This window comes from Halobacillus amylolyticus (assembly GCF_022921115.1).
GTDB classification, from domain to species: Bacteria; Bacillota; Bacilli; order Bacillales; family Halobacillaceae; genus Halobacillus_A; species Halobacillus_A amylolyticus.
In genome coordinates this window covers 1,125,378-1,138,522 of sequence record NZ_CP095075.1, presented here as the reverse complement: position 1 = coordinate 1,138,522, position 13,145 = coordinate 1,125,378, and the positions used below count along the sequence as shown (strand labels likewise).

Genomic DNA, 13,145 nt, shown 5'->3' with positions numbered 1-13,145 from the left:
TAATAAGTAGGGTATAAATCAATATATTGAAAAGAAGGGGTCATATGAGGAAAGGTACAACAGAGAAGGACATGATTAAATATGATCATGGGCTAATTATAGAAGAGTCCGATGAAGTTGCTGAAGAATATCCGCTGACAATTGTTTTAAATGATGAAGAATTTGCTACAATGGTGTGCACGCCAATGCATTTAGAAGAACTGGTTATAGGGTTTTTAGCATCAGAAGGAGCAATCAGAACAATAGCAGATGTTGATTCCATTTCAATTGATGAAGAACGAGGATTTGCTTACATAAAGACAAATGTCACATTTGAAAAAGTAGATACGACGAAGCGGTGGATTGGTTCCTGCTGTGGTAAAAGCCGGGCATTCTATTTTCAAAATGATGCGAAGATTGCTAAGACGGTTATGAATGAAATGAAAATTGAGCCGGAGCTTTGTTTAACATTGATGGAAGCGTTTCAAAAAGAAGCAGATATGTTCAAAAAAACAGGTGGTGTCCATCAGGCAGCCATTGCATCTGAACAGGGTGTGGAGATTGTCTTCAATGATATAGGAAGACACAATGCCTTAGACAAATTAAATGGTCATCTATTAAAGCAGCGTCTCTCAAGAAAAAATAAAATTATTATTTTTAGTGGACGTATTTCTTCAGAAGTATTATTGAAGGTATCTAAAATGGGGATTGGTTTTCTTTTATCAAAATCGGCCCCGACAGATCTTGCTCTGAAGCTTGCGGAAGATTTAAATATCACTGCGGTTGGTTTTGTAAGAGGGAAGAGAATGAATATTTACACGCATGCTAAAAGGTTAGCTATTCAACCAAAGGAATAGTAGATCTTAACTAAGGAGGAACTTCAATTGTTAGAACGCGAACATACAGTTGTGACGATTAATGGTAATGAATACTTAGCAGACCCTGGACAAAATCTCCTGGATCTATTAAATACGACGGATGAAAATGTCCCCCAGATTTGCTACAACGAGTCACTCGGACCCATTGAGACATGTGATACTTGTATCGTTCAAGTGAATGGTGAGCTTACTCGTGCTTGTGGTATGAAAGTTGAAGCAGGAATGAGTGTGCAAACACAATTGCCGCATGTCCATAAAGCACAAAAAGAATCACTAGACCGCATTTTAGAGAATCATGAACTCTACTGCACTGTTTGTGATTACAATAATGGAGCTTGTGAGATTCATAACACAATGGCTGAGTTTGGTTTGGAACATCAATCAAGACCATTTGAACCTAAGCCATACAACCGTGATGATTCAGGATCTTTTTATCGTTATGATCCGGATCAGTGTATTCTTTGTGGCAGATGTGTTGAAGTATGTCAGGATATCCAAGTAAATGAGACGTTAACAATTGACTGGGAGCGTCAAAAACCCCGAGTGATTTGGGATAATGATGTTCCTATCGATCAGTCCTCCTGTGTTAACTGTGGACAGTGCTCAACCGTTTGTCCTTGTAATGCAATGATGGAGACTGGCATGGAAGGTGAGGCAGGATTTCTTACTGACCAACAACCAGGTATCCTAAAATCAATGATTGAGTTGACGAAAAAAGCGGAAACAGGCTATGGTCCTCTTTTTACTGTATCTGACACAGAAGCGGCAATGCGAGAAGACCGCATTAAGAAAACGAAAACAGTTTGCACATACTGTGGAGTTGGCTGTTCGTTCGATGTTTGGACAAAGGACCGTAAAGTACTTAAAGTAGAACCGAGTGCACAGTCACCCGCAAATGGAATCTCAACGTGTGTGAAAGGGAAGTTTGGATGGGACTACGTGAATAGTGATGAACGTCTAACCAAACCACTTATACGTAAGGGTGATCTGTTTGAAGAGGTAGAATGGGATGAAGCGATTTCCTACGTAGCTAAACGATTTAATGAGATCAAAGCTGAGAAGGGCGCAGACGATTTAGGCTTTATTTCTTCTTCTAAGGCAACAAATGAAGAGTCTTTCCTTATGCAGAAGTTAGCCCGTCAAATCATTGGAACAAATAACATTGATAACTGCTCACGTTATTGCCAGACACCGGCAACAATGGGCTTGTTCAGAACAGTAGGTTACGGCGGGGATTCTGGATCAATTGATGATATTGCTAATTCTAATTTGGTTATAACGATTGGCTCAAATACTGCTGAATCTCATCCCGTGCTGGCATCAAGAATCAAACGGTCTCATAAGCTGTTCGATCAGAAGCTTTTCGTTTTTGATTTACGAAAACATGAAATGGGGAAACGGGCCGACCGCTTTTATTCACCGAAGTCCGGATCGGATTTAGCCTGGCTTTCGGCTGTAACAAAATATATTTTAGATGAAGGACTAGAAGATAAACAATTCCTAGAAGAGTGGGTTAATGGTTTTGACGAATACCGAGAAAGTCTTGAGCCCTTTACAATGGAGTATGCTTCAGAACTGACAGGCATTCCTAAGAGTGAACTTATTGAAGTAGCTGAAGAAATTGCACACTCTAATAGTGTAGCGATTTGCTGGGCTATGGGTGTCACACAGCATATGCGTGGAAGTGATACAAGTACAGCGATCTCTAATTTACTGTTGATCACAGGTAACTATCGAAAACCTGGTGCAGGAGCGTATCCTCTTCGTGGTCACAATAATGTGCAAGGCTGCAGTGACTTTGGCAGTATGCCGAATTTCTTCCCTGGTTATGAAGCAACAACAGATGACGAAGTTCGTAATCGTTATGAAGACAAATGGGGAGTAGAGCTTCCAGCAGAATTTGGTAAAGATAATCACCAAATGATTGAAGCCATCCACGCTGGTAACCTTAGCGCCATGTATGTTATTGGTGAAGATACAGGTATTGTAGATGCGAACATTAATTATGTGACAGCCGCTTTTGAGAAGCTTGATTTCTTTGTTGTTCAAGATCTCTTTTTAACAAAGACGGCAGAGTATGCAGATGTGGTTCTTCCGGCTGCACCAAGCCTTGAGAAGGATGGAACGTTCACAAATACGGAGCGTCGTATTCAGCGCTTGTATAAATCACTTGATCCCCTGCCAGGTTCTAAGCCAGACTGGGAGATTCTTTCACTAATCGCTAAAGAGATGGGATACGATTGGGGTTATGAACATCCCGCAGAAATTATGGAAGAGGCAGCCAGTTTAGCTCCTCTTTTCGCAGGTGTGTCATATGATCGTCTGGAAGGGTACAATTCCTTGCAGTGGCCTGTAGCAGAGGATGGGACAGATCAGCCGCTTCTATTTCTCGATGGCTTTCCTTTTGAAGATAAAAAAGCTCAACTTTATCCACTACAATTTGAACTAGAGTACGACACAACAGAAGAATATGATCTTCATGTAAATAATGGGCGTCTTTTAGAGCATTTCCATGAAGGGAATATGACGTATAAATCAAAAGGAATTACAAGAAAAACACCTACTGCGTGGATAGAAGTTTCAGAAGAATTAGCGGAAGAACGCGGACTTAACGAAGGTGGTACTGTGAAGCTAATTTCAGAAGCAGGTGAAGCTACAGGTGTAGTGACGATAACTGATCGTGTCAAAGGAAAAGAACTTTTCCTTCCATTGAATGATAACGGGAAATCCGCGGTTAACTTCTTGACAGATAATCGTGTTGACAAAGACAGTAACACACCGGCTTACAAAGAGATTGCCGTAAGAATGGAAGTAGTGAAAAAAGAAGGAAAATCACCTATTCGCTCAAATAATCACCGCAGAGGAAATCCTGTCCCTCAAATCAGTGTGCAAGTGGAGAAAAAATGGGAGCGGGACGATTATGTATTCCCAGGAAATCAGGTGAATAAAAATGGCTAAAGCGATTAGAAATATTAAACGCCTGGAGGTTTCTCGCGAGGAACAAATAGAAAAAGATGTGTCAGAGGTGAAAGAGGCGGTAGCAGATAATAAGGATGCCATATTAAAAGGTATTAAACTGCTGCAAGCACTAGACGAAGGTGGGACACTCGATTCTGCTTATGCTTTTACAAGGTCGAAGAAGCAGGCCCTGGGTTATGTGGCGAATGAGTTAAATAAGGACCAATATACATCATTGATTGAAAATCTTCCTGAAATGATTTTCCTTCTCGGAGAATTAGATATGAAATCTCTCCGGGAGGTTACAGGTCGTGTAAACCAAGGCATTGGACAAATGAATTCAGATGATCACGCTAAAAAAACATCTGTATTTGAGTTAGCCAAGGCCTTAAAGGATCCGGAAATCAACAGAAGTATCACGATGATGATGCAGTTTCTTAAAGGAATGGGACGTAAATAATAAAAAGGGGTTGCTCGAGTTTATATCGAGCAACCCCTTCTTTTCGGGTGGGAAATCTTCAAATTAATTGTTCAATAGTCTAATGTGGTTGTAAATCGTATATATTATTAGAGCCAGATTTCAACGAAGAACCAAATGATCATAACAAGTTGGATAACCACTTTGGCTAGTGAACCACTTAGAAAGCCAAATAAAGAGCCTAGTGACGCTTTAAAAGCTTCGTTTGCTGTCCGTTTCTGGACAAGTTCTACAATGAGAACAAGTATGAAAGGGAGAAGGATGATACCAAAAGGCGGTACAATAAATGATCCAATAATTACGCCAATGGCTGCAGAACGCTCCCCCCACTTACTGCCTCCATACCTTTTGACAAAATAACTGTTAGCAATAATATCAGAGACGATCAGGACAATTGTTAAAACGATCATTCCAATCCAAAACAAAATGGAGAACTCATTCCCACTGATAAAGAAAAAGTAAGCCAGGAAGCCAATCCAAAGAACGAGCGGACCGGGGATAATAGGGAATATGATACTAGCAAAGCTGGCTATAAAACACGCAATAATGATAATCCAAATAAGTATATCCATTTAAAAGACGTCCTCCTATTATTTCAATAAAAAACTTAACTACGATTCAACATGTGCCACCCTTTTTATACGTTGCATCTTCTATTAGGTTTCGAATTATTAATTATATTATAGTCGCAGTAACTTTTCTAGAATAAACATAAGGAAAACCGGACTCAATATAAGTGAGCCCGGTTTCTTCGTCTTATTTCATTCCTAAATCTTGACGATCAGGAGGTGCCATGAATTCAGGCCCCACCGGATCCTTAACATGTTTTAACAGAATTTCGTCAATATCATGCATGCTCTCGTCATCGATGGTAAAGTTGCTTACTTCATCAATTGAATCGAACTGGTCCGGGCGCCGCCCACCCATAAGAGCGATCCCCGAACCTGGTTGCTGCAGTACCCATTTTAGAGCCAAGTGAAGCACACGTTTTCCGAATCTCTCTTGGGCGAGCTTATCTAACTCCTCAACAGCTTTTAGATATTGGTTGAAGCGGGGTTGTTGGAATTTGGGGTCATTATTTCTTAAATCGTCTCCCTTAAATTCCCGATCTGCTGACATTTTGCCTGACAACAATCCTCTGCATAAAGAGCCATAGGAGACTGTCGTTATGTTATGTTCCATTGTGTAAGGCAGAGTATTTTTTTCAATATCCCGCTCAAATAGGTTATACGGCGGTTGTAAGGTGTGAATAGGGGCTGCTTCTCTGAAAATATCCATTTGCTCTGGTGAGAAGTTACTGACACCGATGGCACGAATTTTCCCTTGTTTATACAAATAGTGCAAGGCCTCTGCCGTTTCGTGTAAAGGAGTCATCGGGTCAGGCCAATGCAATTGATAAAGATCGATATAATCGGTTTGCAGTCGGTCTAGCGAATCCTCCACTTCTTTATGAATACGTTCCTTGCTGCCGTTACGAAATAGCTCGTTGTTTTGCCACTCTAATCCCGCTTTTGTTGCTAGGAGTATGTTGTCACGGTTTCCATATTCCTTCACCGCTTTCCCAATAATCTCCTCAGAACGTCCGAACCCATAAGCAGGTGCGGTATCAATCAAACTAATTCCTTTATCTAGTGCAGCATGAATGGTTTGGATCGATTGCTTCTCATCCGTTCCGCCCCACATCAAACCGCCAATCGCCCATGTACCTAAGCCAATTCGGCTCGCCTCTAAATTTGTATTACTTATTTTTATGGTTTCCATCATTACACCTCCAAAGGCTTGTAAAAACTCTCTGAGTGAGTGTACCCGGATTTATCTGTGTCTAATCACAAGTGTGTTTATGTGAACAGCGGAAAGTCTAGACACTGGCGAAATAAATGATAGAATTTTTAGAATATATTTAATTACTCAAGGATGATGTGTATAATGTTTGTAATACTGACTGGTTGGTATGTTAACCGATCAGGGAGGATGCACGCAAATATGACAACGTTTTCGTCTGGAACAAACATTTAAGGGGGAATAACAAATGTTAACTGAGAAGCGGCAAAATGTTCACACCAACTCTATGCAGGCTGAAACTCCTGGTCACAAAGAAATGTTGAATTATGGAACGGGGTTCTTTGGTGTTATCTTAGTTTGGACATTAGTAGGTACATTTCTAACATTCTATTACACCGACGTCGCTGGTATATCTGCAGGTGTTGTAGGTACACTTATGCTTGTGGCTCGTCTTTTTGATGGAGTGACAGATATCGGGATGGGAACGTTAGTTGATCGCACGAAATCGAAACATGGTAAAGCTCGTCCATGGATCCTTTGGATGGGAATCCCACTTGGTGTTATGACAATTCTACTTTTTTCTGTTCCTGATATCGGGAATACGGGGAAGATCATATATGTCTATGTTACGTATATTATGTTAATTTTGGTCTATACAGGAGTATCCATTCCTTATAAGACTCTACTAGGATTGATGACTCAAGAGCCATATGGACGATCTGTACTTAATATTTACACTGGTGTTTTCACGATGTTAAGTACCCTGGTGATTACGATATTGGCCCAACCAGTAGCAAGTGCAATTGGTGGAAGGTTAGGGTGGACAAGTGTGGCAGCTTTTAGTGGATTTATCATCATTGTGACAAGTTTTCTAGCTTTTCACTCAACTAAAGAAAGAGTTGGTGGAACCGTCAATAAAACTAAAGAAAATGTTCCTCTTAGAACGGGTGTAAAAGCGTTATTTACTAACAAGTATTGGTTAATCATTACCCTTTATTGTGTGATCGCCTATACCCTTAATGCCCTTTTAGCGGGAGCGGGGCTGTACTATACAACTTATATACTTGGTAACGCTGCCTACTTTTCACTCGTTGGCTTACTATTATTTTTGCCAACCATGATCGGTTTCTTCTTTGTTGCAAAATTAGTGAGGAAATTCGGCAAACGCAATATAGCCTTATTCGTCTCAATACTAGGTATTTTCGGCCCGATTGTTAAGTTGATTGACCCCTCTAGTCTTTCTGTATTTTTAGTTGGGACGGTCATTCAAGGATTTGGTTTGGTGCCTATCATTATGTTTTTATATGCAATGATTAATGATACTGCTGAATATGGGGAGTGGAAATTTGGGATTAGAACGGAAGGCTTGGTCAATAGCGCTGCAAGTTTTGGTATGAAAGTAGGGGCAGGTCTAGGAGGCGCCTTAATAGGGTGGTTATTAGCATTTGGAGGTTATGTAGGAGGTATAGAGGAACAAACGTCACTGGCTGTAACAATGATCTTAGCACTTAATATTTATATTCCTTTCTTTTTAGCTGTTTTGCAGACTGTTCTCATGTGGATGTACAAACTTGATAAGCAATATCCACAAATCTTGGCTGATTTGAATCGGCGAAAATCGTAAGTTAAATATTTACAATTGAACGGTAAAACAGAGATGTTAATTTATCTTTATAGGCTGTTGAGAGTCTGACAGCCTAATTTTGTGTGTGATTCTAAGGAGGCGCCACGTTCATTTGATATCACATAAGGAAATCCTTAGAGTTGGCGATCTATTTTAAAGCATTATAATGAGTTAAGGAAAAGTGAGGGGAAGTTAATAAAAGCATATATAAAAGTGGGGGATTGTTATGCTGAAAGAAAATGCTGGGTTAAATAATATTGTAGAAGAAATTAGGAAGCGTGTAGGCTATCAGGAGTGGTGTACATAAAACGTGGAAATGATGTCGTCTCTGAAGAAGCTTATGGTTATGCTAATAGAACTGAGGAGCTATCAAATACAGTAAATACCCGATTTGGCATTGCATCTGGCTGCAAGTTATTTACAGCCATCGGTATTTCCCAACTAGTTGAAAAAGGAGTAATCTCTTTTGAAACTAAGCTAAGGGATTGTTTGGATACTGAATTCCCCAACTTTGATGAGAACATATCCATCCATCACCTTTTGACCCATACATCCGGAGTAGCAGATTACTTTGATGAAGAAGTTATGGATGACTTTGAAGATCTTTGGAAGGACCGACCAGTGTATCAAATGACGTCTTTACATGATTTTTTACCGTTGTTTCAAACAAACCACATGATGTTCCAACCAGGAGATAGGTTTCATTATAATAATGCCGGCTATATCATTTTAGGTTTAATAATTGAACAACAAACAGGTATCCGATTTACTGATTATATCGAATCAGAAGTGTTTCATAGATGTGGCATGAACGATTCAGGGTATTTTTCATTAGATCATCTCCCTAAAAACACAGCATTGGGGTGTATTGATAATCAAGAAGATGGAACCTGGAAAACAAATATATACTCTATACCTGTTAAGGGGGAGCTGACGGCGGGCATTCATTACCGCACCTGATATGGCAAAATTGTGGGAGTCCTTATTCGATCATAAGCTGTTAAGTGAAGAATTTACAAACTCGCTACTTCAGCCTTACGTAAATGTAAAAGGAGATATAAACTACGGCTATGGTTTATGGATTAACAAAAGGAATGATAACATCATCAAGTATCATGTAATGGGATATGATCCAGGTGTGAGCTTTCATTCATCTGTTTATCCTAGTCATGATATCAAAATAGTTGTCCCTTCAAATAAGAATTCTGGTCCATTTGATGTAACTAAGGTTATAGAAGATTACTTAGAAGTATCTAGATAATGATCTTACTGATAAGCACCTTCTTAAATAGGTGCAAGATTTGATATCATGAATTGCTCCATTATTGGACTACCTGGCTCTGGTTGTGGGAAATTTGTAGGTGATAATCTTCAAAATTTTACAAACATAGCGATATTATAAATGATAAAATTCAGGTATAATGAATGAGAATTCAGTAAAGGGGATGTCTTAGTGGAAGCTGTTCAAACGACGAATGAAGAGAATAAAAAAATGAAGCGATGGAAAAAGATCAGCCTGATTTCTACGATTATTGTGCTAGTACTAGGAATTGGTTTGACTGTTTTTGTAAACGTTTACATTAACCGCAGTCTTCCACAGGTTTCAGGCGAGATCAAGCTTGAAGGCTTAAAAGATCCTGTAACAATTACAAGGGATGAGCATGGTATCCCACACATATCTGCAAATAATGCCCACGATCTGTTTATGGCGCAAGGGTATGTGCAGGCGCAAGATCGCTTACTTCAAATGGAGCTTGCGAGAAGGCAAGCGTCAGGAACTTTAAGTGAAGTCGTTGGTGAAGCAGCTATTGAACAAGATAAATACTTTCGAACCCTTGGGCTTAGAAGGGCGGCAGAAGCGTCACTGTCTTTGTATTCAGATGAGGCGATTCAGAGCCTAGAGGCTTTTTCTCAAGGGGTTAATATGTATATTGATAAAGTGATTGAAGAAAATCGTCTCCCGCCCGGGTTTAAGTTAATGGGCATTGAACCAGGTACCTGGCAACCTGTTGATTCGTTAACGATTGGGAAGTACATGGCATTCGATTTAGGAGGGCACTGGGAGCGGCAAGCGTTTAATTATTATGCTTTGAACAAATTTCCTAAAGCTAAAGCACTCGAATTATTTCCAGTCTATCCGAAAGATGCCCCTACTATTATCAATGAAACTGAAGTGGTTGATGTTGCAACGAGTTTTCAAGATGCAGTGATCCCACCTGAATTCAATGGAAGTAACAACTGGGTATTAAGTGGGGAGCGTACTGCATCGGGCTTTCCTTTACTGGCTGATGACCCACACTTAGGTTTAGCCACACCATCCATTTGGTATCAAATGCACTTGGATTCACCTGAATACCAGGTGTCTGGTGTAATTTTTGCTGGAATTCCCGGGATCATCCTTGGTCATAACGAGGACATAGCCTGGGGAGTAACCAATGTCGGGCCGGATGTACAACAGCTTTATATTGAAAAAAGAAACCCAGATCAATCCGACCAATTTATGTTTGAAGGGAAATGGGAGCAGGCAGAGGTCATTTCAGAACCTATTCAGGTAAAAGGGGGGAAACTATTGATTACAAGGTTGTCGAGACCCGTCATGGTCCGGTCATTAGTGAGTTCGCTGGGGATAGTGGTAAAGATACTGTACTTTCATTACGCTGGACTGCACTTGATCCAACAACCGAGCTTGAAGCTGTGTTAGAAATCAACCGGGCCAGCAATTGGCAGGAGTTTGAAGAAGGATTAGAAAAGTTTTTAGCCCCTGCTCAAAATTTTGTGTTTGCTTCAAAGGACGGAACCATTGCTTATAAGGCCAATGGGCGTATACCTATCTATGAAAATGGAGACAATGCATTGCTTCCTTTAAGAGGCTGGGAGGAAGAGGACGAGTGGAATGGGTACATCCCATTTGATGAGCTTCCCACTTCGATTAATCCTGAGAAGGGGTATATTGCGACTGCAAATAATAAGGTTGTTAGTGACTCTTATCCCTATCATATTAGTCACAACTGGGCACAGCCCTATCGTTATCAACGCATTGCTGAAATGATAGAGGAAAAGGAGACACATACAATTGAAAGTATGAAGGAAATGCAGTTGGATGTGAAGAATTTGCAAGCTGAAGAGTTTTTGCCATTCATGGTTACTAAGCTTGACGAAGGGTCTGATAAGGTGGAAAAGGCGGCGATGAACTTAATGGAAGAATGGACATACGAAGATGACCGTCAACTGCCGCAGCCTCTTATTTATCATACATGGAATGCTAAACTCCAAGAAATGTTATACAATGACTCGATTCCTAAGGAGGTGCGTGATCTTTTTCACGGAGCTGGGCAGACAACAGATGAAATACTTAGAGCTGTTATGAATGGAGAAAAGTCGATCTGGATGGAAGAGGCGGGAGGCATTGACCATGTCTTGAGGGAGTCTTTTTCTAAAACAGTTGACGATCTATCGGAACAATATGGGGATGCTCCTAATAATTGGAGGTGGGGTGATGGTCATGCTGTCGAGTTCACTCATCCCCTTTCAAGTATTAGTATTCTAGAACGTTTTTTTAACCCAGGTGATCCTGTTGCTGTTAGCGGCAGCAGGGTAACAGTCAGAGCTGCTGGTTACAATGACAATGGATTGGTGAATCATGGGGCCTCGTGGCGATATGTTATTGACTTAGCTGAGTCTAGCCAGGCAGATCACGTTGTAGGACCCGGGCAATCAGGGCACTTTCGTAGCGAATGGTATCATGACCAATTCGATGATTGGGTAGAAGGTGGCTACCATACAACAGATATGAACGATTTTACTGGAGAAGATTTACGTTTAACTCCTTAGTTTAGACGAAAATAGAGGGTACTCCCATCTTGGAGACACCCTCTTCTCTTTAAGGATTACCTTTTATTAAAGCCTTTCTTCTGAACTAACTGTGTTACATCCATGCGCATCGGCTCAGAAAAGCGACGAATCATCTGCTCTGACCAAGTATCCTTGCGATTGTTTGAGGAACGAGATTGGTAATAGGCTGCGATTTCCTCATCAAACTGCTTCACATCGTTTTCATAACAAGGATATTCATTTTCATAATAAATGGCTGATTGTGGTAAGCGAGGTTTTGTCTCGGGCTTGTGATCAGGAACACCAAGGGCCATACCGAATAACGGGATTACATGCTGAGGCAATCCAAGTATTTCGTCAGTTCGGTCCAAGTTGTTACGAATGCTGCCAAGGTAGCACATACCAAGCCCCATTGATTCGGCAGCAATCGCGGCATTTTGGGCAGCTAATGCAGCATCTATCGCTGAAACAAGGAAATGTTCGCTATTCTCTAGATTCGGCAGCATTTGTTGATATTGCTCATTTGTCGCTTGCTGGATCGGTCTTTTTAGATCAGCACAGAAAATAAGTAAATGCCCATTTTGTGTGACGTGCGGGTGCCCGCTGACTTCAGCAAGAGCTGCTTTTTTCTCTGGGTCCGTTATGCCGATAATCGTATAGGCCATCATGTAGCTGGATGTTGAAGCTTGCTGGGCAGCACTTATGATGGTGTGAATTTGGTCATCTGTCAACTTAGTATCTTTGAATTTACGAATACTGCGGTGATTTAAAATGGTTTCAATTGTTGAATTCATTACGTTCCCTCCACATAACATAATCCATCAAAAGAATAACATAGAGATCTTTGAAAATCTTTTCATATGCACTAGGAGAGTAAATAAGGAAGAAGGTTACGAAGGGGATAAAGGAATCTCTCCTACTCATGTAGAATTATTATTTATACACAGTTGGGTGGGTGAGTTCTTTTGGTAAATGTTTATGATTTTAATTATTTTAAGACTAGAAAAGAAGTGAAAGAAACGACCAATAAAAGAAATCATATTTACGAGGTTTATTTAACTACGGTGAAATATGTTCATAAACATAGCCAGATGACATACGATAACCCTGTAGAATACTTAACGACAAATGTGGAATTAAAGAAATTATTTAATGGGGATGAAGTACAGTTTTCGAAGGCATTTGATGATTTAATGAATTACTGGGAGATAAACATGGGGTGGAAAGAGGAAACACTCGTGAATGAGGCATTTAATAAATTTCCCACTATTGGGCACTTATGCAGTTTTATTGATGAAAAAATAAAAGATTCGTAAGACTATACAATTATAGTCTTACAGCTTTTGCTTTCTTTTTATTAATTGCTCCCATATAAAGCTCAATGATCCCAATTGCAAACATAAATGGTCCAAGACTATAAGCAAAGAACGGACTGATTACGAGATGGAGCATGCCCGCGATGATGATCATTGGGTATGCTTTCTGTTTAAATGCACGAAAGGACCAGAGCAAGCTTAGTGCAAAGATAATCAATAGAAGTGGGGAAATCCATGCGAATTGTTGAATCCATGCCATTTAGAGCACCTCCAATACTGTAATAAAATAGGATAGTTTC

At 40.2% G+C, this 13,145-nt stretch carries 9 protein-coding genes and 2 pseudogenes; 7 read left to right on the top strand and 4 right to left on the bottom strand.

All coding sequences use genetic code 11. The annotated features are described in order from the left end of the window. The first annotated feature begins 44 nt into the window (after positions 1 to 44). Genes fdhD through MUO15_RS06005 form a run of 3 tightly spaced genes read left to right on the top strand, consistent with a single transcriptional unit; the run spans position 45 to position 4,275 of the window. On the top strand, positions 45 to 836 hold the full coding sequence (fdhD, locus tag MUO15_RS06015) for a formate dehydrogenase accessory sulfurtransferase FdhD (protein WP_245034351.1): 792 nt from the start codon (positions 45 to 47) through the stop codon (positions 834 to 836). Between the two features lie 27 nt (positions 837 to 863). Continuing rightward, positions 864 to 3,815, top strand: coding sequence for a formate dehydrogenase subunit alpha (gene fdhF, locus MUO15_RS06010; protein ID WP_245034349.1), 2,952 nt, complete (start codon positions 864 to 866; stop codon positions 3,813 to 3,815). After that, complete coding sequence (locus MUO15_RS06005; RefSeq protein WP_245034347.1) at positions 3,808 to 4,275, top strand: helical membrane plugin domain-containing protein; 468 nt, start codon at positions 3,808 to 3,810, stop codon at positions 4,273 to 4,275. Before fdhF ends, MUO15_RS06005 begins: the two co-directional genes overlap by 8 nt. Before the next feature lie 107 nt (positions 4,276 to 4,382). Here MUO15_RS06005 and MUO15_RS06000 read toward each other — a convergent pair whose 3' ends face one another. Further along, positions 4,383 to 4,865, bottom strand: a complete 483-nt coding sequence (locus MUO15_RS06000) for a DUF456 domain-containing protein (RefSeq protein ID WP_245034345.1) — start codon at positions 4,863 to 4,865, stop codon at positions 4,383 to 4,385. Between the two features lie 184 nt (positions 4,866 to 5,049). Continuing rightward, entirely contained in the window at positions 5,050 to 6,054 is a 1,005-nt protein-coding gene (locus MUO15_RS05995) for an aldo/keto reductase (RefSeq protein WP_245034343.1), read from the bottom strand. A gap of 268 nt (positions 6,055 to 6,322) precedes the next feature. Here MUO15_RS05995 and MUO15_RS05990 point away from each other — a divergent pair, with 268 nt between their 5' ends. The 3 genes and pseudogenes from MUO15_RS05990 to MUO15_RS22275 all read left to right on the top strand — a co-directional run bounded on the left by MUO15_RS05990 (position 6,323) and on the right by MUO15_RS22275 (position 11,530). Continuing rightward, entirely contained in the window at positions 6,323 to 7,699 is a 1,377-nt protein-coding gene (locus MUO15_RS05990; protein WP_245034341.1) for an MFS transporter, read from the top strand. Between the two features lie 226 nt (positions 7,700 to 7,925). Next, a pseudogene (locus MUO15_RS05985) lies at positions 7,926 to 8,960 on the top strand (serine hydrolase domain-containing protein). Positions 8,961 to 9,278: 318 nt separating this feature from the next. Then, a pseudogene (locus MUO15_RS22275) lies at positions 9,279 to 11,530 on the top strand (penicillin acylase family protein). A gap of 56 nt (positions 11,531 to 11,586) precedes the next feature. Here the strand turns inward: MUO15_RS22275 and nfsA are convergent. Next, positions 11,587 to 12,324 carry an oxygen-insensitive NADPH nitroreductase gene (gene nfsA / locus MUO15_RS05970; RefSeq protein ID WP_245034337.1) on the bottom strand — a complete coding sequence of 246 codons (738 nt, stop codon included), beginning with the start codon at positions 12,322 to 12,324 and terminating at the stop codon, positions 11,587 to 11,589. A gap of 171 nt (positions 12,325 to 12,495) precedes the next feature. Here nfsA and MUO15_RS05965 point away from each other — a divergent pair, with 171 nt between their 5' ends. After that, positions 12,496 to 12,846: a hypothetical protein gene (locus tag MUO15_RS05965; RefSeq protein WP_245034335.1), complete on the top strand. Its 351-nt coding sequence runs from the start codon at positions 12,496 to 12,498 to the stop codon at positions 12,844 to 12,846. Between the two features lie 10 nt (positions 12,847 to 12,856). Here the strand turns inward: MUO15_RS05965 and MUO15_RS05960 are convergent, their stop codons facing one another. Then, positions 12,857 to 13,105: a hypothetical protein gene (locus MUO15_RS05960; protein WP_245034332.1), complete on the bottom strand. Its 249-nt coding sequence runs from the start codon at positions 13,103 to 13,105 to the stop codon at positions 12,857 to 12,859. Between the last annotated feature and the right edge of the window lie 40 nt (positions 13,106 to 13,145).